Annotated in this window: 17 protein-coding genes, 1 other RNA gene and 2 pseudogenes; 10 read left to right on the top strand and 10 right to left on the bottom strand. The window is 65.8% G+C overall.

What is annotated here, in order from left to right; all coding sequences use genetic code 11:
• Positions 1-53: 53 nt before the first annotated feature.
• The gene (locus IPG63_16965) at positions 54-2,687 is read right to left on the bottom strand and encodes a DUF3857 domain-containing protein (protein MBK6728879.1); all 2,634 of its coding nucleotides are present in this window, start codon (positions 2,685-2,687) and stop codon (positions 54-56) included.
• Positions 2,688-2,813: 126 nt separating this feature from the next.
• Between IPG63_16965 and IPG63_16960 the strand changes: the two are divergent.
• Positions 2,814-3,081, top strand: a pseudogene (locus IPG63_16960) (DksA/TraR family C4-type zinc finger protein).
• A gap of 93 nt (positions 3,082-3,174) precedes the next feature.
• On the top strand, positions 3,175-3,945 hold the full coding sequence (locus IPG63_16955; protein MBK6728878.1) for a DUF2189 domain-containing protein: 771 nt from the start codon (positions 3,175-3,177) through the stop codon (positions 3,943-3,945).
• 15 nt (positions 3,946-3,960) lie between these two features.
• On the opposite strand, the gene IPG63_16950 is transcribed toward IPG63_16955, so the two are convergent.
• Positions 3,961-5,331 (bottom strand): hypothetical protein, encoded by a 1,371-nt coding sequence (locus IPG63_16950; GenBank protein MBK6728877.1) that lies wholly within the window; start codon positions 5,329-5,331, stop codon positions 3,961-3,963.
• Positions 5,332-5,611: 280 nt separating this feature from the next.
• Here IPG63_16950 and IPG63_16945 point away from each other — a divergent pair, with 280 nt between their 5' ends.
• Complete coding sequence (locus IPG63_16945; protein MBK6728876.1) at positions 5,612-6,235, top strand: hypothetical protein; 624 nt, start codon at positions 5,612-5,614, stop codon at positions 6,233-6,235.
• The gene (locus IPG63_16940) at positions 6,175-8,475 is read left to right on the top strand and encodes a GGDEF domain-containing protein (protein MBK6728875.1); all 2,301 of its coding nucleotides are present in this window, start codon (positions 6,175-6,177) and stop codon (positions 8,473-8,475) included. The genes IPG63_16945 and IPG63_16940 overlap by 61 nt, the downstream gene beginning before the upstream one ends.
• 3 nt (positions 8,476-8,478) lie before the next feature.
• On the opposite strand, the gene IPG63_16935 is transcribed toward IPG63_16940, so the two are convergent.
• Complete coding sequence (locus IPG63_16935; GenBank protein MBK6728874.1) at positions 8,479-9,087, bottom strand: hypothetical protein; 609 nt, start codon at positions 9,085-9,087, stop codon at positions 8,479-8,481.
• A gap of 128 nt (positions 9,088-9,215) precedes the next feature.
• On the opposite strand from IPG63_16935, the gene IPG63_16930 reads away from it, so the two are divergent.
• Positions 9,216-10,889: a hypothetical protein gene (locus IPG63_16930; protein MBK6728873.1), complete on the top strand. Its 1,674-nt coding sequence runs from the start codon at positions 9,216-9,218 to the stop codon at positions 10,887-10,889.
• Positions 10,890-10,899: 10 nt separating this feature from the next.
• Here the strand turns inward: IPG63_16930 and IPG63_16925 are convergent, their stop codons facing one another.
• The 5 genes from IPG63_16925 to smpB form a co-directional block, all read right to left on the bottom strand.
• Entirely contained in the window at positions 10,900-11,481 is a 582-nt protein-coding gene (locus tag IPG63_16925) for a sigma-70 family RNA polymerase sigma factor (GenBank protein MBK6728872.1), read from the bottom strand.
• Positions 11,482-12,098: 617 nt separating this feature from the next.
• Entirely contained in the window at positions 12,099-13,526 is a 1,428-nt protein-coding gene (locus IPG63_16920) for a putative DNA binding domain-containing protein (GenBank protein ID MBK6728871.1), read from the bottom strand.
• The gene (locus IPG63_16915) at positions 13,523-15,943 is read right to left on the bottom strand and encodes a DEAD/DEAH box helicase family protein (protein ID MBK6728870.1); all 2,421 of its coding nucleotides are present in this window, start codon (positions 15,941-15,943) and stop codon (positions 13,523-13,525) included. Before IPG63_16915 ends, IPG63_16920 begins: the two co-directional genes overlap by 4 nt.
• Before the next feature lie 511 nt (positions 15,944-16,454).
• Positions 16,455-16,803: a transfer-messenger RNA gene (ssrA, locus tag IPG63_16910) on the bottom strand.
• Between the two features lie 626 nt (positions 16,804-17,429).
• A complete protein-coding gene (gene smpB / locus IPG63_16905) occupies positions 17,430-17,924 on the bottom strand; it encodes an SsrA-binding protein SmpB (GenBank protein MBK6728869.1) in 495 nt (164 codons plus the stop codon).
• A 65-nt stretch (positions 17,925-17,989) separates the two neighbouring features.
• Between smpB and IPG63_16900 the strand changes: the two are divergent.
• Both IPG63_16900 and IPG63_16895 read left to right on the top strand, forming a co-directional pair.
• A pseudogene (locus IPG63_16900) lies at positions 17,990-18,435 on the top strand (type II toxin-antitoxin system RatA family toxin).
• On the top strand, positions 18,416-18,721 hold the full coding sequence (locus tag IPG63_16895; protein ID MBK6728868.1) for an RnfH family protein: 306 nt from the start codon (positions 18,416-18,418) through the stop codon (positions 18,719-18,721). The pseudogene IPG63_16900 and the gene IPG63_16895 overlap by 20 nt, the downstream one beginning before the upstream one ends.
• Here IPG63_16895 and IPG63_16890 read toward each other — a convergent pair.
• Positions 18,708-19,094: an outer membrane protein assembly factor BamE gene (locus IPG63_16890; GenBank protein MBK6728867.1), complete on the bottom strand. Its 387-nt coding sequence runs from the start codon at positions 19,092-19,094 to the stop codon at positions 18,708-18,710. The genes IPG63_16895 and IPG63_16890 overlap by 14 nt on opposite strands.
• A gap of 76 nt (positions 19,095-19,170) precedes the next feature.
• On the opposite strand from IPG63_16890, the gene fur reads away from it, so the two are divergent.
• Together fur and IPG63_16880 are read left to right on the top strand one after the other, a co-directional pair.
• Complete coding sequence (gene fur / locus IPG63_16885) at positions 19,171-19,578, top strand: ferric iron uptake transcriptional regulator (GenBank protein MBK6728866.1); 408 nt, start codon at positions 19,171-19,173, stop codon at positions 19,576-19,578.
• Between the two features lie 53 nt (positions 19,579-19,631).
• Entirely contained in the window at positions 19,632-21,347 is a 1,716-nt protein-coding gene (locus tag IPG63_16880; protein MBK6728865.1) for a hypothetical protein, read from the top strand.
• Positions 21,348-21,525: 178 nt separating this feature from the next.
• Here the strand turns inward: IPG63_16880 and recN are convergent, their stop codons facing one another.
• Positions 21,526-23,193, bottom strand: coding sequence for a DNA repair protein RecN (recN, locus tag IPG63_16875; GenBank protein MBK6728864.1), 1,668 nt, complete (start codon positions 23,191-23,193; stop codon positions 21,526-21,528).
• A gap of 104 nt (positions 23,194-23,297) precedes the next feature.
• Here recN and hrcA point away from each other — a divergent pair, with 104 nt between their 5' ends.
• Entirely contained in the window at positions 23,298-24,353 is a 1,056-nt protein-coding gene (gene hrcA, locus IPG63_16870) for a heat-inducible transcriptional repressor HrcA (GenBank protein ID MBK6728863.1), read from the top strand.

Below are 24,353 nucleotides of genomic sequence, written 5' to 3'. Positions count from 1 at the left end.
TCCGGTTGAGGAAGACGCCGCGTCGAGGGGAATGCTTCCACCCCGTGCCGCGGCTAGGCAATGGTATCGAGCGGCAGCTCGGGAGGGGACGGTGCGGCATGGGCCGTGGTCGCTGCAGCGGTGCGGCGCCGCGTAAACGTCGCCTTGACCCGTTGCGATCTCTGGAAGTAGAGCGTCCAGATCACTGCGGCAACAAACGCGCGCACCGACTCCTGGATGTCTTCAGAGTTGACTTGCACCCCTGGCAAGGAGGATGCGCCAGCGATGAAGAGGTCAAGCACCAGAAATCCGAGGGAGAACCACAAATAGGCCGTGTACATGCGCGGCGCGCTGGTGCGTCGGGTGAACCAAAGGGCCAGCACCAGGAAGACCATGACCAGTTGCACGATGTTGCCGCCGAGTTCGAACAGCAGAATCGGTGCCCAAGCAGCGTGGTAGGCCTCACCACCGGGGCTGGTCAGACTCGCCCAGGTCGACATCGCGAATGGGGCGAGCACGGTGTTTCCATGGCGCAGGACAAGGAAGACGTTGGCTACTGCTGCGATGGTCGGCAAGACCAGCCAGCCACCGAGGCCGATCGGTGCACCAGGCGCTGGTTCGGCCTGCGGCGCAGGATCGTAGGCATGCAGACGACGGGCCGCCCAAACGGCTGCGCCGAGCATGAACAGTCCGATCAGCGCAGCGCTCCAGTTCATTTCGTCCCATGGCGACGCTTCGGCCACGCCGAGGTTGTAGTAGTACTCATAGCCGACGCTCTCTCGCGCCTTCTGCACATTCGAGGTGAATTCGCTGACGCGGCTTGCCGGCACGTGGTCGGCAAGAGAGCGGTAGCGTTGCTTGAACACCTGGTGGCTTTGGTCGCCGCTGATTGCATGCGAAAAAGAGAATTGTGGATCGTCTACCGTCACTGTTTCCGGGGTGATGGGCCAGGCTTCGGGCAGGCGTACTTCGGTGTCGACGCGCAATTCGAATGGATGGCGCAGGCCGAGCGGAGCAGTGCGCACTGCTTCGGATGGCTGCGTCAGGTAGCTGAGCAGATCGGGGGCGCTGATCGACGCCGTGCGCCGCTGCTTGGCATCGTCGAGTGGCCAGAAATCGGGCACGCGGTAGTGCTCGGTGATCGTGAGCCGGTTCGACGACGGCGAATCCTGCACGTCCAGCGGTGCAGCGCTCTCGATGCCCGGGTAGTACGAGGCGTAGAAGTTCAGGTATTGCTTCTGGACCGCATCGGTGTTGTTCCCGACCAGCTCCGAGCGCTGCTGCTCGGCGCCAGCGCCCTGGTACGTGGTGCGCACGACCATCAATGCCGGAGCATCCATTCCATTGCGCAGGTCGATGTCGACATGCACTTCGCGAACCTGCCGGCGCTCCGGCGTCATCGGCACCAATGATCGCGTCGAAGCGTGGACGATGAGGGCCAGGCCGAAATCGGGCTGGTACAAGGTTGCCAGCGACGAGGACTGGGTGGGCCGGGTGGGATCGAGCCAGTAGCTGCGCCCCTCGCGCTGGACCTGCACGATGGCATGGTCGAACCAGTTGGGACTCGGTGGGCGATCGCTGGCATCCACGATCCGGTCGCTGTGCACCAGGGCCACGTGCGCATCGATGTCGAGCGACTTGAGCAGGCTCACCAGCAGGCGCGACTTGTCCTTGCAGTCGCCGAAGCGTCGCTCGAACACGACATCGGGCGGAGACGGTGCATGAGATCGATTGCCGATCTCGATGCCAAGGTAGCGGACCTTGCCCTGCGCCAGGCGCAGTGCCGCGAGCAGTCGTGACTCCTGGTCCGCGTGGGTGCTGCGGATGGCGGCAAGTTCCGCCTCCAGCTTCTCGCCCAACGCGGCGGGGGTTCGATAGAGCGGCTCGGCCCACTTCGCGACCGCGACCCAATCGCCGAAATCACTCCATTGCACGGTCGGGTAGGGGTCGAACCAGGCGGGCGCCTCGGCGTCGACGCGCAGACCGGGAACATCGTCCAGGCGCCAGACGTACTCGCGACGGGTGCCGCGGTGTCGCTTGTTCGGCGCGCGATCGCTGCGCACCAAGACCGGCTCCAGACTCCGAGCGTGCGGAACCAGCAGTCGCAACTGCAGCCTGGACAATGGACGTTCCCATTGCAATGGCAATGCGCCGGCTTCTCGACCGCCGAACACCGGATTCGAGCCACGCACGGTATATGCGTATTCCAGAATGTCGCCGATCCGCACATCGTCGAGGATGATGCTGGCGGTGCGGCTACCGTCGATGATGCTTGCCTCGAGGTTGGTCTCGCGCTGCAAAATGCGCACCGCGGCGCGGTCGCGCTGCGAGATCACCTGGTCGCCGCGCGTCAGCCGGAGCGTGTGCAGCGTCAGCTCCTGAAACGACGGATCGAAGTCGATCTCGATGCTGCCCAATGCAGCGACACCCTCATCCGTGATTGCGCGAGCGGCAAAGTGGCGATAGATGCTTCGCCCTTCGAGGGCGAGATCGACTTGATAGTCGGCAAGCAGGTAATGCGTTCCGTCCTGGACCAACGCATCGTCCCCGGCGGGCCGTGCATCGAATTCCGCCGGTTCGACCCAGTCGGGTTCGGCAGCCCGGCGCAGCGTGTCCTGCGCATTCACCAGCGTGGCAGCCGCGGCACATAGCATTGCGAGGATCAGGTGCTGGAGGTTTGGAACACGGACCCGGCTGTGCTCGTTCATCACGTTCCCTGTGGATCAATCTGTCGCCCGCGGCACTGCCGCCATGATCGCATGCAGCCGAGGATGCGTGCGCGGAGTGATCGCCGGCGCGTGCGTACAATGCCGGCTCGGCGGAAGGAGAACCTCATGGCCACCGGTTGGGCCGGCGACGGCGCGGTGCAGAACCAGATCGATGCGACGGTGAAGGACGCCGTGGAGCGCGCGCGCAGCCGATTGGCGAAGGGGCCGTCACGGGTGCTGTGCGAGGAGTGCGGCGCGGCGATTCCCGAGGCGCGGCGCAAGGCGGTGCCGGGGGTGCGGCTGTGCGTGCCGTGCCAGGACGTGGCCGATCGCAATTCCACGGCGGTCGGCGGCTACAACCCGGCGCGGCAGCAAGGACAGCCAGTTGCGCTGATTTCGTTCGTCGCAGGTCCGACGTTCGCGCGCCGAAGACATCGCGACGACTAGCTTCGCTGGTGGCGGCGGTGGGAGACAGCGGGTGGATGCGATGCAACAACCAGTAGGCAGTGGTGGTGCGCTGCGGCCGTTCGTGACGCCGTGCCGCACGCTCGATGCGCGCGCGCCCTGGCGTTGGCTGGCGCTCGGCTGGCACGACCTGTGTGCAACACCGGTGCTCAGTGCCGGCTTCGGGCTGGCGATCGTATTGGTCAGCGCACTGGTGTCCTTGCTGGCCTGGTCGCTCGGCGGCTTCGCGCTGCTGACGATGCTGCTGTCCGGGTTCGTGTACGTCGCGCCCTTGGTGGGTGTCGGGCTGTATGCGGTCAGTCGTGCTCGCCTCGCCGGGCGCGAGCCGAGGCTGGCCGATTCGGTCTGGATGATGCGGCGCGTGCTCGGCCATGCCGGCATCTTCGCGTTGGTGCAACTGGTGATCATCCTGGTCTGGGCGCGTGCCGGGATGTTGGTCACCGCCTTTATCGAAGTGCGCGCCGGCGACACCCGCGCCTTGGTCGAATTCCTGCTCGTGGGATCGGTGATCGGTTCGCTGTTCGCGGCGCTGACCTTCGCGACCAGCGCGTTTTCGTTGCCGATGATTGCCGACCGCCGCGTCGACATGGTCACCGCCTGCGTGTCGAGTGTGCATGCGGTGCTGCGCAACAAGGGGGTGCTGCTGCAGTGGGCGCTGCTGATCTGCGCGCTCACCGCGCTCGGCTTCGCCACCGCACTGCTCGGCCTCGGCCTGGTCATGCCGTGGCTGGGCTACGCCACCTACCACGCGTATCGCGAAACCATCGACGCGAGCACATGGCCGGAACCGTGAGCCGGTGCTGCGCACCTACTCGAAGCTGTCGCGGAAGATCTTGCGTTCGTCGGGCGTCAGCCACAACAAGGTGACGCGATTCGCCGGTCCGTGGCCGACGGCGAGTTGGCCGCGGCTCGGGTCGTAGTCGTAGTAAAGCGCGGAGCCTTCGTCGGTGACGGTGCCGAGGACCGAGTGGCTGGCGGGGACGATGCCGGTCAGACCGCCGAGGGGAAGCAGGGTAGTGGCGCCGCTATCGGTCGCGGGTGGTTGGTCGAAGTACTCGCTCTGGATCACCGCTCGACCGTCGGGCAAGGGGTCGAGCGCGCTGACACCGAACTGGTCGTCGGCGAGCGCCCCAACCAGCGAGTTGGCCATCGCCACCGTGCCGATTTTTCCGCCGGCCCCGCACCAGGTGACGGCGCCGACATCCAGCAGCGCGCCGTTGTCCCAATACGGACTGCCGACCAGATACCCGCCCTGGGTCAGCGCGTAGACGTAGCGGCCGGTGCGGTCGCCGGCAGCCGGGCCGACCAGCGAGTTCGCGACACTGACCGTGCCGCTCAGCCCGGCGCTTCCCGACGCCCAGGTAGCGGCGCCGGCGTCGAGCAGGGCGCCGTTGTCCCAGTCCGGGCTTCGGACCACGTAGTTGCCATCACTCAGCGGCGTGACGCCACTGACCGGGCTGCCGGCCGTACCGACCAGCGCGTTCGCGGCCGAGATCGGGCCGCTGCATCCGGTGTTGCCGTTGCACCAGGCGTTGGCTCCGGCATCCACGACGGCGCCGTTGTCCCAGAACTGGCTGAAGACGACGTAGTGGCCGTTGGCGAGCAGCACGGCGCCGTCTTCCGCGACGCGGTCCATGGTCGTGGTGCCGTACAGTGAGTTGGTTGCGCTCACGGTACCGGTCGCGGGTCCGCTGCCGTTGACCCAGGTCGAGGCACCGGCGTCGCCGACGCCATTGATGTCGACGCGCCCGCAGTTGATCACGTAGTGGCCGTTGGCGAGCGCCAGCACGCGGCTGGAGCCGATGAAGTCGCCAGCGATGGTGCCGAGGATCGAGTTCGATGCATTGACGGTCCCGGTGGTCGCCGCAGCGCCGTTGGCCCAGGTGACGGCGCCAGCGTCTGCGGCTGCGCCGTTGTCCCAGTAACGACTGACCACGACGAAGTGGCCATTGTCGAGCACGCGGATGCCCCAGTTGCCGATCTGGTCGTTGGCGCTGGCGCCGCGCAGCGTGCTGATCAGGGTGCCGGTCGGCGAGAACAGGTGCACGGCGCCGGCCTTGGTGGCCGGGATCGAGGCCTCTTCGTCGCGCACCACGATGTTGCCGTTCGGCAGCACGATCACGTCGCTGCCGAACGTCACCGATCCGATCGGTGGCACGAGTTCGATCTGTGCCGCCATGGCCGCGTGTGCAAGCAGCCAGGCCGGTAGAGCCAGCCCGCAACAGACTTCCTGACCCTCGGGTGCGCGGTTCGTGGTCGGTTCGGAGTGTTCATGGGCACATGCCTTGGTCGGGCGATCTTGGTGGAAACCAGGGTGTTGCCATCATCATGCGGACTTCACGATCAACATACGCGGCCACGCGGAAAATCTTTCAACGCAACAGTTCGCAACCGCTGCGCAAACCACGACTGTCGCCGCGGTCGCGCTCACTAGACTGGGGGCGGGCGCAGAGGTGCAGATGGTTCAACGCAGTCATGGACGCGGGTGGTGGGGGTGGCTGCTGGCGGTGGCTTGCGTGGCCGCCCAGGCACAGCAGTTGCTGGCGGTGAAGTTCCAGCCCGACCTGCGCGTCTATCCGCAGTTTTTCACGCTGATCCAGGGGAGCGAGGGCGATCTGCGAATCGGCGGCATCGACGGCGTGTTGCGTTTCGACGGCGGTCGCTGGCACTGGTTGGCGCTGCCGCGTCCGGGCGCGGTGCGCGCGCTGTTGGCCGGTTCGGACGGCCGCACCTGGGTCGGTGCCGCGAACAGCTTTGGCTACATCGAGCGCAGCGACAGCGGCCGCGAGCGCTATGTCGATGTCTCGGCGCAGTTCGAAGCCGACCTGCAGGGACGCCGCTTCGCCGATGTCTGGGAAGTGATCGACGCCGGCGACACCGTGTACTTCCGTGCCCTCTACGACGTGTTCGCCGTTGGCAAGGACGGTCGGCGGCGGGGTTTCTGGCATCACCCGGGCGCTTCGGCGGGATCGCCTGGGTCGATGGTGAAGTCTGGCTGCAGTGGCGCGGACAGGGGCTCAAGGTGCTGCGCGGGCAGAACTTCGAACTGCTGCCCGGCGGCGAGCGCTTCTCCGAGGCGCTGATTTACAACCTGCTGCCGCTCGCCGATGGTCGCGTGCTGCTGCATGACGTACGGCCGTCGCTGTCATTCTGGCAGGACGGCGCTTTTGTCGATCGCACCACGCCGGAGCTCGCGCGCGAGATCGCCGAGGCCGGCCGTGGCGAACTGTTCGATGACGGGCACGCCGTGCTTGCGGCATCGGACGGGGCATTGCGCGTGCTCGACCTCGCCCTCGGCACGGTCGAGAAGGTGCCGCTCGGAAATCACTTTCTGGTCGACGTAATCCGCGCACGCGATGGCAGCCTGCTCGCCCTGGACCTGTCCGGTGTCTCGCGCCTGGACTGGCCACCGAGCTGGCGCCGGGCCGATCCTGCAACCAACGAGGTGGGTGGCATCTACGCACTCCACCAGTCCGCGGGTGCGCTCTACGCCAGCACCTGGAACGGCGTCTTCGCGAAGACCCTGGCGGGGGAGGATGGGTTGCAGCGGCTGCTGCCCGCTGAGGCGGCGGACGCCGAATATTGGGGCGTGCATGGCGATGGCGGCGGACTGCTTCTCGCCAGTTCGAAACAGCTGTTCCGGCTGCGCGCGGGAGTGATGACGGCGTTGTCCGACGATGGCTTGTATCCGCGCCAGTTCCTGCCCGACCCGCTTGATCCCGCGCTGCTGTGGGTCGGCACCGAACATGGCCCGGCGCTGTTCGCGAAGGTCGAAGGCGAGTGGCAGCTGCGCCGGCAGCAGTCGTCTCCGGGTTGGCAGATCCAGTCGATGGTCGCGTCGGCCGGATCGATCTGGCTCGGTTCCAGCGACCGCGGTCTGCATCGCTTGCGGCGTGACGTTGCCGATCCCGGCAATTGGCGCTTCGAGGCGGTGGGCGAGGGGTCCGGCTTGCCGGCAAGCGCGGAGGTGCCGGCGCTGGTGTCGATGTTCGATGGCGCGTTGTACGTGAGCCTGGCGCGCGGCTTGTATCGCAACGATGGCGAGCGCTTTCGCAGCGACGATGCCGATGGACTGGCCGCCCTGCTCGATGAGAACGAGCAGGTGCTGTTTCGCACCGGCGCCGATGGCAGCATCTGGGCGTTCAGCTTCCACAGCGTGTACCGCCACGACGCCGGGCACGGCTGGTCGGTGGTGCTGCTTGGAGGCGTGCATACCGGAGCCGTCTACGACCTGCTGCCGCAGTCGCACGATGCCGCTTTCGTCGGCAGCGAAGCCGGCCTGCTTCGCTACGCGCCGATGCCGACGGCGGCACGGCCGGAAGCGTCGTCGGTGCGGCCGCGCATCAGTGCGGCCCGCGTGCTGCATGGTCGCGCGGCGCCGCTCGACTTGCCGCTGAACCGCCCCGCGCAGGTGCAGCTGAATGGCGGCAGCCTGGAGTTCGAGTTCGCCTATCCGCGACTGGACGGCGTGGGGGTCAGCGAGTTCCAGTTCACGCTCGATCCGGAAGGGCGCACCTGGTCGCCGTGGCGCAATCGCGCCAGTGCCGCGTTCTTCGCGCTGGCGCCGGGCGACTATCGCTTGCGCATGCGCGCGCGCAGTCGCTATGGCCCATCTGCAGAGGCGGCAGCGTTCGAGTTCAACATCGTGCCGCGCTGGTACCAGCGTGCCTGGGTCATCCCGCTCGCCATCGTGTTGCTGGTCGGGCTGCTGGCCTTGGCACTGGTGCAGCGCCAACGCCTCAAGGTGCGGCGGCTGCGTGCGAGCAATCGCGAGCTCGATGCCCAGGTGCAGGCGCGCACGCGCGAGCTGCAGCACGCCAACGAGCAGTTGCGCGGACTGGCGCAGAGCGATGGCCTGACTGGGCTCGCCAACCGTCGTCACTTCGACGACGAACTGGCGCGATCGTCCGCGGCGATGCTGGCGGAGCCACGTCCGCTCAGCCTGCTGTTCGCCGATGTCGACCACTTCAAGGCCTACAACGACGATCGCGGCCACCAGGCCGGGGACGACGTGCTGCGCACGGTCGCGCGCGTGCTGCGCGACGTGGTGCCGCGCGAACAGCTGGTGGCCCGCTATGGCGGCGAGGAGTTCGCGGTGGTCGCTGCCGGGCTTGATGCGGCGGCGGCAGGGCAGTTGGCCGAACGCATCCGTGCTGCGGTCGCCGCGGCGATGTCCGGTGTCACCATCAGCATCGGCATCGCCACCCGTTCGGGCGACCGCGAGGAATCCGCGGCGGCGCTGATCGCGCGCGCCGACGCGGCGCTGTATCGCGCCAAGCGTCTCGGCCGCAATCGCGTGGAACTGGCGGTCGACGCCGCCTGATGGTCAGCGGCGTTGAGCAGCGGCATCGCCGGCAAAGCGTGACCACAGCGCATTCGCGGCAAGTTCGACCGCGAGCTTGAGCGCCGCGAACAGCATCAGGATGTTGCGCGGCTCGGCTGCCGACAGCGCCAGGAAACCGCCGACCAGCACGATCACGTGCAGCACCAGCACGCGGGCGTAGGGCTCGGCCATCAGTCGGCCGCTGCTGCTGCGCATCGCACCGTCGGCGCGCTGCCATTCGCGGTAGCCCTGCCATTGCAGGAACACCACGACGGCCGCGGACAGCCACCAGCCGTTCGCGGCTTCGCGGAAGCCGCCGCTGGCGAGGCCGAAGAACGCCAGCACCAGGATCCCGTGCACGCTGGTGAAAATGCCGTAGTGCATCGCGAAGAAACGGCTCATCGGGAACGGTTGCCGCGGGTCCGGGCGCGCACGTTCGAGATCGCTCATGCGCCGGTACTGGAACCAGCCGGTGCAGGCATTCTCGAACCAGTACAACCCGAGCACCGGGAACACACCCCACCAGCCGAGCCCGATCGGCAACAGTGCAGCGAGGTTCCAGAACAGGATCAACAGATAGGCCATGGCGGCTAGGGTAACCGCCGTCGGCACGTTGCTTGCAGTGACCGGCTCGACGATTCGTCTTGCCGTGGCGGCCTACCATGCGCGCGCTTGATCGGCGTCAAGGGCGCCGCTGCCATCACTGCCTAGGCTCGCTGTAAAGATTGTGGGGAAATATTATGGGCAATATGCGGGGACGAGGCCGGATCGCGCTGGCGGCGATGCTGGCTCTGGGCTGGGCGCTGACGGCAGCGGCACAGATTCCGATGACCCAGACCGACTTCCATGTGCCCGGCACCCAGATCGGCGACATGTCGCTAGCCTACCTGCGCCCGGCCAGCGAATGCGCGAACTGCCACGGCGACTACAACGCCGCGGCCGAACCCTCGGCGACCTGGGCCGGAAGCCTGATGGCGCTCGGCGGCAAGGACCCGCTGTTCTATGCGCAGATGACCAATGCCAACCAGGACGTCGCCAACGTCGGCAGTTTCTGTCTGCGCTGCCACGTGCCAGTCGCGGTGGTGACCGGGCACGTTGCGCAAGCCAACGGCAGCACGCTCGATGCCCGCGACAAGGAAGGCGTGACCTGCCACTTCTGCCACAGCATGGTTGACCCCAGCTACCAGGCCGGGGTCAGCCCGCCGGAAGACCAGGCTGTGCTCGCAGCACTGGCGGCGGTGCCCAACTACGCGGCGAACGCCATGTTCGTGCTCGATCCGCAGGGCCGCCGGCGCGGCCCGCGCAGCGACCACTCGGCATCGCATGAGTTGCTGGTCTCGCCGTTCCTGCGCGAGGCCAAGCTCTGCGGCACCTGCCATGACGTGGGCAATGTCGCGGTGTCGAAGCAGGGCGATGGCACCTACCTGTACAACCTGGTCAATGCCGAGTCGCCGAGCCACGACCCGTGGCAGCAGTTCCCGCTCGAGCGCACCTATACCGAATGGAAACTGTCGGCCTTCGCGACTGGCGGTGTCGATCTCGGCGACCGTTTCGGCGGCAACCGCAGCCCGGTGGTGGCGACCTGCCAGGACTGCCACATGCCGACGGTTGCGGCCAAGGCCTGCTTCTTCGGGCCAGACCGCAACGACATGGCCACCCACGACTTCGCCGGTGCCGCGGTGCCCTCGCTCGATCTGATCGCGGCCTACACCGTGGGCGATCCGGACGTGAACCCGGCGCACGTGGCGGCCGGTCGCGCCAAGGCGCTGTCGATGCTGCAGCGCGCGGCGACGGTCGAACTGTCGCGCGACGGTGCCGACGTGGTTGCGCGCGTCATCAACCAGTCCGGACACAAGCTGCCGACCGGGCACATCGAAGGCCGTCGCGTCTGGCTGAACCTGAAGTTCTACGACATCAACGACACCTTGCTGCTCGAACGCGGTCACTACGACAGCGGCACCGCGCATCTGGACGAAGCTACGACCACGGTCTATGAAATGCAGGTGGCGCTGAGCGCGGGCGCTGCTGCCGCCACCGGTCTGCCGGCCGGCGTGACCACGCACATGGCGCTGGCCGACACCATCGCCAAGGACACGCGCATTCCGCCGCGTGGTTTCAACAACACGACCTTTGCGAACGCCGGCGCGCCGGTGGTCGGTATCAGCTACGGTGACGCCGAGTACTGGCACGAACAACACGTCGCCATGCCGCCCAACACCGCGCGCGTAGTCGCCAAGCTCTACTACCAGACGCTGACCCGCCACTACATCGAGGCCCTGCGCGACGGCAACGTCACCGACAGCTGGGGCACCACGCTGCATACGCTGTGGGAAAGCACCGGTCGCGGCGCGCCGATCGAGATGACCACGGCGACGCTGGAGCTGGAGCGCGTGTTCGCCGACAGCTTTGAGTGACCGCGCCGCCTCAGCCTGCCGCCACCCAGCCCAGCTGCTCGCCGATGAAGGCACGGGCGAAGCGGGCGTCGCGCTTGACGGTGGGGGCGGAGATTGCGAGCACCTGGGCGACGTCGTCGACTTCAAGACCGGCGAAGAAGCGCAGCTCGAACACCTGCCGGGCCCGTGTGTCGAGTGCGTCGAGGGCAGCGAGCGCGGCGTCGATCGCTACGATCTGATCGGCGTCGGCATCGACCGAGAAGTCGAAGTGTTCCAGCGCATCGAGCGAGGTGACCTGGCCGCCGCCACGCTTGCCGGCGAGGCGCGCGCGGGCATAGTCAACCAGCACCTGGCGCATCGCGGTTGCGGCGATCGCGAGGAAGTGGCCGCGGTCACGGAAGCGCTGCTGGTCCTGGCCGAACAGCTTGAGATAGGCCTCGTTGACCACGGCGCCGGTGCACAGGGTCACGCCGCGTTCGCCGCGACGCAGCGCACTGCGCGCCAGGCGTTGCATTTCGGCGTGGACGTAGGCCATCAACTCGCGATCGTCACGCGTTGCTGCGTTCAGGCGCTCGGTCAGCTGCGGAGCGTGCTCGGGTTCGATCAGCGGCATCGGGCGGGCTCCTGCGTGACGCGGCAAGCGTAGCGGGGCACAGGCGTGCTTGTCGCCGCACGTCATGGTGCGGAGCAGTGTATTTGCATGCGTCATTTTTCGACGAGAACCACCCTCGAAAGTGGGTCAGCCTTGCGCGAGCATCCAGACCGAAAGGCACCCATTCTGCTTCCCACGCTCGCAGTCGCGCGCCCGAGCGAACGAAGATGCAAACTGCTGTGCCGCGACGCTCCATGCGCTTGATTGAGATGAATCTGAAGAGCCGGAAAGGCCAGAGCGTTGCGTGTCCATGACGAAGCCTGCTTTCAGCAATTGCGGAGCGGTGGCTGTCTCAGGTCGCATTGGCACGGGGGGCAACCTGCGCACAAGCAAGGGGCTCAAAGCGCTCGGTCACTCCGTCAGGATCGCGTAGCGAGTGCGCCGATTGCGGAGCGCACATGAAGACGGGGATCAAGGCGTCGGGCTTACGCCCCAACCTTGACCCCCACAATGTTGCAAGCCCCTAAAACCCAAGGACTTCTTTGATTGGTGGCGGATGGTTGACGGTTCAATTCCGCCTTTCTCCATTGAATAGCAATGCAGCGGACTGGCGAGAAAGTGCGCGTGAGCCGCGAACATCAGGTCTGGCCACCACCGGCATGCTTCTTCAACCACTGTCGCCCGAGGGCGGTTAACCGGTAGCGCTGGTTGCTGCTGCGCGGCTTGTCGGGCAGGGTCATCTCCACCAAGCCCGACCCGAGGGCCGGCAGCAGGTAGGCTTTGCGGAAATGCTCGTCGTTCTTGAGTGCCAGGCCCTCCTGCAGTTCTTGGCGGGACATCTCCACGACCAGCGCCCGTAGCACGCGTTCGACTTCCGTGGCGACTTCCGTGGTGACTTCCGTGGTGACTTCCGTGGTGGTCGGCCTCGGAATCACCGCCCTGAACTCGTTCCCCTCCACATCGTCGAGTAGCCGTGTCTCCGGCCAGTCTTCCAGGACGCGCGGGATGCCGGTGCCGATGCCGCGGTACGGCAGGATCTTCACGGCGTGATCGGTCAAGGTCGGGTTGCGCCGGTTCGACTTGCCTTTCCGGATCTGCGCCGTGCTGAGGTTGTCGGGCAGGTGGCCGGGGCTGATGATTTCGATGCGGTCGGCGAAAATCAGCAACCGAATCGACGCGCTGGTGAAGTAGTCGCGGTGGATCAGCGCGTTGACGAGCAACTCGATGATCGCCTGTTCCGGCACCTCCAGAACGCCCAACGAATTGAAGTTCTGACCTGCCTGCACGTGGTGCAGGTTGCGCTTGATGAAGGCGAGGCTGCGCTGGTACTGCTCCAGCAGCGTGCCGTCGATGTCTTCGCTGTCGAGGTAGTGATGGCTGGCCAGCGAGGTGCCGGGGAAAGCCACCGCCTTGACCATGAATGCAGGGCGGTACCGCTGCGGGCGTTGGCCGAACAGCAATAGCCCTGCGAGATTGAGCTCGCGCCCATCGCCCAGTCCGATGTTCTGCAGCACCTGCGACAAGGGCTGGCCGGAAGCCTGGGCCGACTGGCCGTAGCGCCGACTGAAATACCCATCGAACGCCTTGTCATCGATGTCGGCGGCCGAGGTGCCTTCCACCGGCACGACGTCGGCGTAGATCAGGCCGGCACGCTGGAACAGCCGCTGGATTTCCTCACGTGCCGTGACGTGGCGTTTGTCCGCACCGCTCTTGACCCAGATGCGGCCCTGATTGTCGAGGTAGGGCTTGCTCAAGCCATCGGGAACGGTGACGGCGATCACCACGCCCTGCGCCGTCTGGACGTTTTCCGTGGTCGGATGAATCGGCGGCCGCACGTTCTGCGAAGCCGCGTTCGAGATCAGCTGGTTCAAGCGCCGCACGCTGGCCGCGTCCAGCCCGATCACGCTGCCATCGTCGCCCGCGCCCAGCAGCAACATCCCGCCGCCGCTATTGGCGAACGCCGCCAGCTCGGCCGCGATGCTGTCGGCGCTGGTCTCGTCGCGCTTGAACTGGTGGCGACTGTCTTCGCCGCGCGCGAGGATCTGCAGGAGATCGACTTCGGTCATGACGTGCTCTCCATTCGATATCCCATCGCGCGGTAGCCACGCTGGCGCTTGTCCCACATCCGGAGCAGCGCGGGGTGCCCGGTGTCGACGAAGTCGATGATGCGGACGTCTTCTTTGCCGGCATGATCGCGGTGCAGCCGGCCGGCGTACTGTTGGAGGGTGCCCTTCCACGACACCGGCATCGCCAGCACCAGGGTATCCAGCGGCGGATGGTCGAAACCTTCGCCGACCAGTTTTCCGGTGGCCAGCAAGACGCGCGGTGCGTTGGGCGGAAGCGCGTTGAGCGCGGCGACCAAAGCAGCGCGTTGTTTCTTCGACATCCGACCATGCAATACGAACGGTGCAGGGATCTCCTCGGCTACGGCCGCCTGGATGGCGTCGATGTGCTCGGTGCGTTCCGTGAGCACGAGTACCTTGCGACCCTGCCGATGGGCTGTGGTGATGGCATGGGCGACGGCACGACTTCGCGCCGAATCCTGTGCGAGATGGCGAAAGACATCCTGTATGCCGGCTTCCGGCGCCAGTTCAATCGGTGATTCGATGAAGTTCGGTGTCACCGACAGGTGGTGAGGTGCTTCCGCCGGTCGCGCAGCGCGGTGACGAATGGGTCCACACTGCATGAAGATGATGGGCTGTTGGCCATCTCGGCGGATCGGTGTTGCGGTCAGGCCGAGCACGTACTTCGCCTTTGCGCGGCGCAGGATGGCGTCGAACGATGCCGCGCCGACGTGGTGGCATTCGTCGACGATCACCTGGCCGTAGTTCTCGACCAATGGATCGACATCGCCCTGTCGCGACAACGACTGCATGACGGCAATGTCGATCTTGCCCGTGGGCTTGGCTTTGCCGCCGCCGATGACGCCGATCAGGCCCTTGCCTGCGCCAAGGAAGGCGCCAAGGCGTTCGTGCCACTGCTTGAGCAGTTCGGTGCGGTGCACCAGCACCAGGGTGTTCACACGGCGTCTTGCGATGATCGCCGCCGCCGTCACGGTCTTCCCGAATGCCGTCGGTGCGCACAGAACGCCGGCATCGTGGGCCAACATCGCGGCAACCGCGGCCTCCTGGTCGGGGCGCAGTGTGCCGACAAAATCGACCTCGATGGATTCGCCGAGATAACGCTCGTCGTGCAGGTCGATGCTTACGCCGTTGTCGGCCAACAGTTCGGATGCGGCGTCGAGACAGCCGCGTGGCAGCGCAATGTGCCGCGGGAAATTCTCGGCGCGGCCTATGACGCGGGGCTTGTCCCATACCGAGATCCGCATTGCCTGTGCCCGGTAGAACTCGGGATTCTGAAAGGCAGCCAGACGGATCAGTCGATTCGCCAGCGCTTGCGGTAGCTGGCTCTTTTCGAGATAGACCTGATTGGCCAGCGTCACCGTCAGCGTGGTCGGCATGTCGACGGTCAAGTGCTGAACCGCGGCGCCAGTCCGCCGCCACGGCGTGGCCAGGTCTTCGTCTTCGATAAAGGTGACGTCCAGCGGATGAACACCGCCGGTTGCCCGCAGGATGATCGGCTCGATGTCGTGGGCAGGCATCGGAACGATGGATGCGAGAAAGCCCCACTGATCGGCTAAGGGTTGCAGATCTGCATCCACGAAGACGCTGAAACCATCCTCGCGCGGCTTCTTCTGCAGCGGCAAAGCGATCAGGTTGCCGAAGCCACCCTTTGGCATCGTGTCCTGATTCGGAAACAGCCGGTCGTAGGAAGCCAACTGCAGTTGCCGGGTGCGTGCGCAGGTGTGGCTGATGATGGCCGTGCCCAGGCGTCGTGCGTCGCGCGCCGGTACCGCGCTGGCGAAGAAAATCCATGCATGCGCGCCATTGCCGGAGCGCGAGATTTCCAGGGCAGCAGGTACCCCTAAGTCGGCGCATGAGTGCATGAACGCGCGGGCGTCGTCGCGCCAGTCGGCTTCGTCGAAATCGACGGCGAGGAAGTGGCAGGTATCATCTTCGAGCAGCGGATAGACGCCGACTGTCAGGTCGCCAGCCAGATGCTTGTAGATGACGGCATCGGTGAGCGGCAACAGCAGGCGATGGCCGCAGTCGCCACACTTGATCCGCGGTTTTTCGCAGACGCGGGCACGCCATTCACTCGGGCCATCCATGGCCCTCGCCCTGCGGGCGGCTTCGCCGTGCAGATCTGCATTCCGTGCAAATCTGTCATTTCCACAGGCCGGCGCGTAGCCTGACTTGCCGCTGGTCTTGCCCTCCCAGCGGACCGGGTAGACATCGGTACGCCCGCGGGACAGCTTGCGGAACAGCGCGATCTTCTCGTTCTTGCTGAGGCGCGACGGCTCAGCAACCTGCGGCTTCGGCGCTTCGGGTGGCCCGCGCCAGGCGATGCCGTGAGATGCGAGCAGCGCGATGAGGCGAAAGTTCTCGGCGCGAAGGGCCGCCAGGTCATCGAGATTCGGCATTGAACCTGAACCTGGAGCACAGGGCGTCGATGGCTGGCGGTTGGTAGTGCATCGCGTTGTAGCGTCTTCCGTTGGAGGCGGTTACCCGGAATTTCCGGGCAACTGAATCTTCATGCGGCTTGCTGTCGCTTAAGATCCCTTGCGGGTGAGGTAGCTGGAATAGCGGGCGATGCGCACATCGTCGACTTCGCGCTGGGCACCGGAGCCGATACCGACCCATTCCGAGGGCATCCTCGAAATGGTCGGCCACGCGCTGGCCACTGGCTTGGCAGGCCGCCTTTCTTCCTCGTTGAATGGCGCCGTTGCCCCCTCGGGTGGGTCCAAATCTAACAGGCGTTGATCGAGCCGGCCACGCGTCAGGTACGCCGACGAGTCGCCTTGCGCAATCCTGTCGTGAATCTCCTCCCTGCGGCGCGAGACTGATCGATGGATTCCCGGTCAATGGCGACAGTTCGAAGGCGACGGCGCTCAAGAAAGAAAAAGGGCCCGGAGAGTATCCGGGCCCATCGATTGGTGGAGATGGCGGGAATCGAACCCGCGTCCGAAAGTGATCCATCCCAGGCACTACATGCTTAGCCCTTCTTTGGTCTCGTGTCTGGCATGCCGAAGGGCGCGCTTATCCAGACACCAGCTCGTTGATTTTGGTCGCTGCAACCCGAGCACAGGCAGCGCTTATCCCGCGAGCATGACTCAACTTTTGAGAGCACGGGCACTCTCGCAGTCGAGGCTTAGGCCTTAAGCGGCCAGAGCGTAGTTGTCGTCGTTGGCAACTAAGAGTTTGCAGCTGGATTAACGAGGAAAGCCACCCCCTCGGCATGCACCCGGTAACTTCACGACTCCCGTCGAAGCCGATCATCCCCGTGTGTTACGACGGGGAGCAGTATGGGTGTGCAGGAGGCGGGATTCAAGGCGAGGTTTGTGGTTGTCGTTCAGCTGATCGCGAACGCCCTTCGACAAGCTCAGGGCGAACGGAAGCGCGCCCTTCGACAAGCTCAGGGCGAACGGGGGCTGGTTGCGAACGCCCTTCGACAAGCTCAGGGCGAACGGGGCTGATCGCGAACGCCCTTCGACAAGCTCAGGGCGAACGGGGCTGATCGCGAACGCCCTTCGACAAGCTCAGGGCGAACGGGGCTGGTTGCGAACGCCCTTCGACAAGCTCAGGGCGAACGGGGCTGGTTGCGAACGCCCTTCGACAAGCTCAGGGCGAACGGGGCTGGTTGCGAACGCCCTTCGACAAGCTCAGGGCGAACGGGGCTGGTCGCGAACGCCCTTCGACAAGCTCAGGGCGAACGGGGCTGGTCGCGAACGCCCTTCGACAAGCTCAGGGCGAACGGGGCTGGTCGCGATCGCCCTTCGACAAGCTCAGGGCGAACGGGGCTGGTCGCGAACGCCCTTCGACAAGCTCAGGGCGAACGGGGCTGGTCGCGAACGCCCTTCGACAAGCTCAGGGCGAACGGGGCGGTCGATCAGGGCAACGCGGTGGCGGTCAGGCGTCGCGGTTCTTGGCGCGCATGGTGCGTTGCTTCTCGATCTGCCACTCGCGGTCCTTGATGGTGTCGCGCTTGTCGTGCTCTTTCTTGCCGAGCGCGAGTCCGAGCTCGACCTTGGCGCGGTTGTGCTTCCAGTACAGCGCGGTCGGCACCAGCGTGTAGCCCTTGCGCTCGACCTGCCCGGTGAGGCGGTCGATTTCCTCGCGATGCAGCAGCAGCTTGCGTGTGCGGCGGTCGTCGGCGACCACGTGCGTGGACGCCGCGCCGAGCGGGACGATCTGCGCGCCGAACAGGAACATCTCGCCATTGCGGATGATCGCGTAGGCATCGGTGATGTTGGCGCGACCGGCGCGCAGCGATTTCACTTCCCAGCCCTGCAGCATCAGCCCGGCTTCAACGCGCTCGTCGAACTTGTATTCGAACTTGGCGCGCTTGTTCAGTGCGATCGTGCCGCTGTGGCTGTCGTCCTTGTCTTTTTTGTTCTTGCTCATGGCAGCGAGTGTAGCGGTGTGCGCACGCTGGTTAGAATGCGCGCCCTTGTCGGAGTGGATGGCCCGTGAGCCGGATTGATCGCAGCAGCCTGATCGCACGGCCGAGCGTCGTTGTGTTCGATCTGGTCAATGAAGTGGCGGCGTATCCCGGTGCATTCAACTGGTGCCGTGGCGCGCGCGTGCTTGAATGCGATGGCGACTCGATGCTGGCGCAACTCGATCTGGCCTACGCCGGCTTTCGCTCCTCGTTCACCACGCGCAACCGATTTCTGCGCCCGAGCCGCATCGATCTGGAGTTGGTCGAAGGTCCGTTCAGCGCCCTGCGTGGTGCCTGGACCTTCACCGCGCTTGGCGAACATGGTTGTCGGGTGAATTTGCATCTCGACTTCGAGATGGCCGGAAATTCGTCGGATCGGCTCTGGCGATCGGCTTCCAAGGATTGGCCGATCGCATGGTCGATGACTTCGCGCGTGTCGCCCGCACCCTGACGGATCCGGGCGATGCGCGTTGAGGTGGTGTACGCATTGCCCGACGCGCAGCAGTGCATCGAACTTGATCTGCCTGCTGGGGCGTCAGTGGCCGATGCAATTGCCGCTGCGGGTCTGGAAGCGAAAGCTTCCGGCGACGAGCAGGTGGGCATCTGGAATCGCCGCGCCACGCTGGCGACGCTGCTGCGCGAGGCCGATCGCGTCGAGATCTATCGGCCCCTGCGCGCCGACCCGATACAGGCGCGGCGCTTGCGCGCCGAACGCAATCCGGTCGGGGTGCAGGCGAAGCGGCGCGTCAGCCGTTCTTGACCTTGCGGTTGTCGTCCGGGCTGTGGCGCTGCAGGTCGCGGCTTTCTTCCAGCAGCTCGTCGCCCGACTTCGGCAGCCAGTCGCCCTCGATCTTGCTCAGCGTGCCGCTATCGAAGTGCAGGGTCAGCGTCTTGATCTCGGGTTCCTTGCGGCGGTGGCTGTTGCTGGTCACATATTCCCAGCGGTCCTGGTTGAATGGCGAAGCCACCTGCGGCGTGCCCATGACCAGTTCGACCTGACGCATGGTCATGCCCGGCTTCAGCTGGTCGACCATTTTCTGGTCGACCAGATTCCCCTGACGCATGTCCATCTTGTAGATCAGGGCACAGCCATTGAGCAGGGCCAGAACGAGCAGCAGGGCGATTCGGAGCATCGTGGGTCACCGGGAAAACGAGGCGGCGATGATACACTGCGCGCCTGAATCACAACCGTTCCGGAACTCACGCCGCATGGAAACGCAGGATCTGCGCAAGGCCGGCCTGAAAGTCACGCTGCCGCGCGTGCGTATTCTCGAAATCCTCGAGGAGAAGCACGGCACGCACATGACTGCGGAGGACGTGTACAAGGAACTGCTCAAGCACAACGACGACATCGGCCTCGCCACCGTGTATCGCGTGCTGACGCAATTCGAGGCCGCCGGCATCGTCTCCAAGCACAACTTCGAGAGCGGCCAGGCGGTGTTCGAACTTGATCGCGGCGAGCACCACGACCACATGGTCTGTGTCGAGACCGGCAAGGTCATCGAGTTCGTGGACACCGAGATCGAGCAGCGCCAGCAGGAGATCGCAGCGCGCCATGGATACGACCTGGAAGAGCACAGTCTCGTGCTCTATGTCCGCCCGAAGCGGAAAAAATAGTCGGGAACGCAGGCTCGCTTCGGGCGACGCCGCCAAAGCCAACGGGAAACGAGATGAAGAAGCTGCTGATTGCCGGCGCGGTGCTGGTTGCCGCGGGTGTCGGTTATTACGTGATGAAACCGGCTGCGCCGGGTGGTGCATCGCGATCGCTGTCGGCGGTGGTCGGACCGCTCGACTACGTGCCTGCCGATACCGCATTCGTGATCGCGAACGTCGAACCGATGCCGCGGCCGGTGACCCAGGCGTGGATGGAACAGTTCGCGCAGATTTCCGGCGTCTATGCGATGCAGGCGAGTCTGCTCGAGAAGAAGCTGGCCGAAGAGGATCCTGAGGCCAAGGGCTTGAACTGGGTGCGCGCGCTGGCGGCCGAGGTGAAGGACCGCACGCCCGAACAGATCATGACCGAGGTCGGCATCGACCTGCAGATGCGTTACGCGGTCTATGAAGTCGCCGGCAAGCCGGTGATGCGTTTCGAGCTGGCCGATTCGGCGAAGACGCGAGCGTTCGTCGCGCGGGTCGAGCAAAAGGCCGGCGACAAGGTGCCGACCGCCAGGCTCGATGCGCTCGACTACTGGAACTTCGTCGACCCGGAAGGCAAGGCGCGTATGGTTGCGGCCATCGATGGCTCGCAACTGGTGATCGCCCTGCTCGAAGGCAGCGCCGATGAAGCTGCGCTGCGCACGGCACTCGGTCTGACCCGCCCGCAGCAGTCCCTGGCCGCCTCCGGCAAGCTGGTGGCGCTGAACAAGGAGTTCGGCTACACGCCGTATGCCAGCGGCTACGTCGATACGCGCAAGCTGATCGCGCTGGTCGATGACGCCGTACCCGCAGCCGATGCCGCAGACACGGCGCAGCTGAAAGCCGACTGCAGCAAGGACTACGACGCGATCGCGCAGGCGATGCCGCGCATGGTGTTCGGCTACACCCGCTTCGAGGCCAAGGCCATGCACGCCAGCATGCTGCTCGAATTGCGCCCGGACATTGCCAAGGGTCTGCAGCCGTTGCCGGCGCCGATGCCGGGCTTGGGTGCGACCGCCGGCAGTGCCTTCAATTTCGGCTTCGCGATGAATCTCGAAGCGCTCGCCGGCTTCGTCAACACGCAGGCCGACGCCGTGCTTGCGGCGCCCTACACCTGCCCGGCGCTGGTCGATCTGAATGACGGCGCGAAGAAGGCCAAGGAGCAGTTCAACAACCCGATGCTGTACGCGACCGCGGCGGCGTTCCACTCGATCCACGTCATCGCCAGCCGGTTCACGATGCCGCAGCCGGGCGTGGAAGCAGCATCGAGCGAACCTGACTTCGCCGGCAAGCTGCTGATCGGCTCCAAGAGCCCGGCCGGGCTGATGGGCATGCTCGCCGGGTTCGCCCCGCCGATTGCCGCGTTGCAGCTCAAGCCAGATGGAGAGCTGAAGGAAATCCCGGCGGATCCGTCGATGCCGGTGAAGGGGCCGATGCACGCGGTGATGAACGATTCCGCGATCGGCGTCAGCGTCGGTGATGGCGAATCGGCCGGGTTGAAGGATGCACTCGCGGTGGATGCCGACAACAAGGCGTTGTTCGTGTTCGGGTACGGCGGCGTGTTCTTCAAGACCCTCTTCGCGCAGGCTGCGGCCGACCTGGCCCGGTCGGGCGATCCGGAAGCCGCCGAGATTCAGAAAACCATGGAAGCGCTGCAGCAGATGTATGCCGAGAAGATCGAGCGCATCGACATGCAGATGCGCGCCGGCGAACGCGGCATCGAGTTCGTGCAGGATGTGCGGTTGAAGTAGCGCCTGCAGAGCAACCCCCATCCGATCTCCCCCTGGCTGCGCCAAGGGGAGGAGACAAGAGAGAGCAACCCCCACCCGACCTCCCCCTGGCTTCGCCAAGGGGAGGAGAACAGCGCGGCGATCGAAGCTTCGCGATCTTTGCCCGCTTGCGCGCGAAGCGCGGAGGGGAGGGCTTTCCTTAGCGCGCCGCCGCGATCAGTTCCTTCGCGGCCGAGCGCGTGGCGCTGGTGATCTCGGCGCCGCCGAGCATGCGTGCGATCTCGTCGATGCGGGCCTTGGCTTCGATCGCGTCGAAACGCGTGTGCGTCTGGCCGTTGGCGACCGACTTGCGCACGGCGATGTGCTGATGGCCCTGCGCAGCAACCTGTGCCAGATGCGTCACGCACAGCACCTGCCGCGTGTTGCCGAGTTCGCGCAGCTTGCGTCCGACCACTTCCGCGGTGGCACCGCCGATGCCGGAATCGACCTCGTCGAACACCATCACCGGCACATCGTCGGAGCCGATCGCGGCGACCTCGATCGCCAGGCTGATGCGTGCCAGCTCGCCGCCCGAGGCGATCTTGCGCAATGGCCGTCCGGGTTGCCCCGGATTGGGTGCGACCACGAACTCGATCTCGTCGCGTCCGGCCGCCGGAAACTCGTTTTCGCCGCGCGCTTCCATGCGAATTTCGAAAGTGCCGGCGATTGCCAGTTCGCGCAGCAACACGGTTACGCGTGTGGCCAGCGTGGTCGCTGCGAAGCGGCGCGACTCGGACAGGGCGCGCGCGGCGCGCGTGTAGTCGACGGCGGCGCTGTCGCGCTCGCGCCGCAGCGTTTCGATCTTGCTGCCGGCATGTTGCAGCCGGTCGATTTCCGCGGCCAGTTCATCCAGGCGGATGGCGAGATCCTGCGCCGGCACGCGGTGCTTGCGCGACAGGTCATGCAGCCGGGCCAGTTGCGAGTCGATCTCACCGTAGCGTTCCGGATCGAGGTCCTGGGCCGCGCGATAGCGTTCCAGTTCGCTGATCGCCTCGACCAGCTGGATGCCGGCCGATTCCAGCAGTTCGGCCACCGGTGCGAGCGTGCCATCAACCTGCGCCAGCTTGCGTGCGTCGCCGGCGCAGTGCGCGAGCAGCGAGGTGGCCGAGCGCTCATCGTCGCTGTCGAGCGCGTCGATCAGCTGCTGGCTGCCGGCGAGCAAGGTGGCGGCGTGCGCGAGGCGGCGATGGTCGTCGATCAGGCGCGCGTAGGATTCCCCGCCTAGCGCGAACTTCTTCAGTTCCTGGTGCTGGAAGCGCAGGTAGTCGAGACGGTCCGGATCGCCCTTCTCGGCGCCCGCCAGGTCGCTGATCTGGCGGTCGATTTCAAGCATGCGCCGGGCGCTACGTTCCACGTCCTGCAATCGCTCGGAGTGCTGGGCGAAGGCATCGAGCAGGCGCAACTGGTGGCGACGCGAGAGCAGCGCCTGGTGTTCGTGCTGGCCATGGACCTCGACCAGGAAGGCGGCCGCCTCGCGCAACACCGCCAGTGACACCGGGCGGTCGTTGATCCAGGCGCGCGAGTTGCCATCGGCGCGGACCACGCGGCGCAGGCGCATCTGTTCTTCGTCGTCGAGTTCCTGCTCGCGTAGCCAGGCGCGCGTTGCGGGTAGCGCGCGCAGGTCGAACTCGGCCGAGATCTCGGCGCGATCGGCGCCATGGCGCACCACACCGGCGTCGCCGCGCGCGCCCGCCAGCAGCATCAGGGCGTCGACCAGCAGCGACTTGCCGGCGCCGGTTTCGCCGGTGAGCACGCTCATGCCGGACGCGAAAGCGACGTCGGCGGCGTCGATGATGGCGAAGTCTTTGACGAACAGGGTGCGCAACATGGACCAGAGGCTAGCAAAGGCCGGGCCATCGCGTCACCGAGCCCGGCGTTGACCGCTGCCGCGCGCAATTGATAGCGTCGCTGCCGCCCCCAAATGAAGCGATCATGCGCCGCCGCCTAGCCGACCACCTCGATGCCCGTGCCCGCCACCTGCTGCGCACCCTGATCGCGCAGTACATCCGCGACGGCGAACCGGTGGGCTCGCGCACGCTGGCGCGCCAGAGTGGGCTGGACTTGAGCCCGGCCACGATCCGCAATGTACTTTCGGATCTGGAAGAAATCGGCCTGATCGCGGCACCGCATACCTCGGCCGGTCGCATTCCGACCGCCCAGGGCTACCGCCTGTTTGTCGATTCGCTGCTGCAACTGCAGGCACCGCGACCCGACGAGATGGACGCCCTGCAGCGCGAGATTCCACCCGGCGCCAGCACCCAGGACATGCTTGGCCGGGTGTCCGCGGTGCTCAGCGAGCTGACCCACTTCGTTGGTCTGGTGACGGTGCCAAAGCGCGAGCAGTTCGCGTTTCGCCAGATCGATTTCGTGCAGCTCGGTCCGAACCGGGTGCTGGTGATCCTGGTGTTCACCGACAACGAAGTGCAGAACCGCGTGCTCGATCTGCCGCGCGCCTATGCCCCGGGTGAGTTGGAGCAACTCGCGAATTATCTGAACCAGAACTTCTCCGGCATGGCACTGGACGAGATCCGCCGCCGCATCGTTGCGGAGATGGAAGCGGCACGCGACTCGATCGACCGCGTCTTGCGCTCGGCGATCGACCTGGCCAGCGCCTCGTTCCAGGTCGAGTCGCGCGAAGCCTTCGTGGTCAGCGGGCAGACCAATCTGATGGGCCTGTCCGAACTCGCAAGCGTGGATCGTCTGCGCGAGCTGTTCGAAGCCTTCAACCGCAAGCGCGAGATCGCCAAACTGCTCGATGGCTGCATCCATGCCGAAGGCGTGCGCCTGTTCATCGGCGACGAGTCCGGCTACGCCCCGCTCGGCGGCTGCAGCGTCGTCACCGCCCCCTACGGCGCCGACGGCAAGATGCTCGGCGTGATCGGCGTCATCGGCCCGACGCGCATGGACTACGACCGCGTGATCCCGGTCGTGCAGACCACCGCCCGGATCCTGTCCGGCACCTTGAAGAACGCCGGACTGGCCCCATAA

Source organism: Lysobacterales bacterium, assembly GCA_016703225.1.
Lineage (GTDB): Bacteria > Pseudomonadota > Gammaproteobacteria > Xanthomonadales > Ahniellaceae > JADKHK01.
The sequence above is the reverse complement of the archived record's forward strand: the minus strand, read 5'-3'. Positions and strand labels throughout refer to the sequence as shown.

Excerpts from the sequence above, each read along its gene's own strand:
- IPG63_16880 (MBK6728865.1), top strand. The coding sequence starts at position 19,632 with ATGAAGAAGCTGCTGATTGCCGGCGCGGTGCTGGTTGCCGCGGGTGTC.
- IPG63_16925 (MBK6728872.1), bottom strand. The coding sequence starts at position 11,481 with ATGCCGCTGATCGAACCCGAGCACGCTCCGCAGCTGACCGAGCGCCTG.
- IPG63_16965 (MBK6728879.1), bottom strand. The coding sequence starts at position 2,687 with ATGAACGAGCACAGCCGGGTCCGTGTTCCAAACCTCCAGCACCTGATC.
- IPG63_16920 (MBK6728871.1), bottom strand. The coding sequence starts at position 13,526 with ATGACCGAAGTCGATCTCCTGCAGATCCTCGCGCGCGGCGAAGACAGT.
- smpB (MBK6728869.1), bottom strand. The coding sequence starts at position 17,924 with ATGAGCAAGAACAAAAAAGACAAGGACGACAGCCACAGCGGCACGATC.
- IPG63_16915 (MBK6728870.1), bottom strand. The coding sequence starts at position 15,943 with ATGCCGAATCTCGATGACCTGGCGGCCCTTCGCGCCGAGAACTTTCGC.
- IPG63_16890 (MBK6728867.1), bottom strand. The coding sequence starts at position 19,094 with ATGCTCCGAATCGCCCTGCTGCTCGTTCTGGCCCTGCTCAATGGCTGT.
- recN (MBK6728864.1), bottom strand. The coding sequence starts at position 23,193 with ATGTTGCGCACCCTGTTCGTCAAAGACTTCGCCATCATCGACGCCGCC.
- IPG63_16945 (MBK6728876.1), top strand. The coding sequence starts at position 5,612 with ATGGTTCAACGCAGTCATGGACGCGGGTGGTGGGGGTGGCTGCTGGCG.
- IPG63_16955 (MBK6728878.1), top strand. The coding sequence starts at position 3,175 with ATGCAACAACCAGTAGGCAGTGGTGGTGCGCTGCGGCCGTTCGTGACG.
- IPG63_16930 (MBK6728873.1), top strand. The coding sequence starts at position 9,216 with ATGGGCAATATGCGGGGACGAGGCCGGATCGCGCTGGCGGCGATGCTG.
- fur (MBK6728866.1), top strand. The coding sequence starts at position 19,171 with ATGGAAACGCAGGATCTGCGCAAGGCCGGCCTGAAAGTCACGCTGCCG.
- hrcA (MBK6728863.1), top strand. The coding sequence starts at position 23,298 with ATGCGCCGCCGCCTAGCCGACCACCTCGATGCCCGTGCCCGCCACCTG.
- IPG63_16950 (MBK6728877.1), bottom strand. The coding sequence starts at position 5,331 with ATGGCGGCACAGATCGAACTCGTGCCACCGATCGGATCGGTGACGTTC.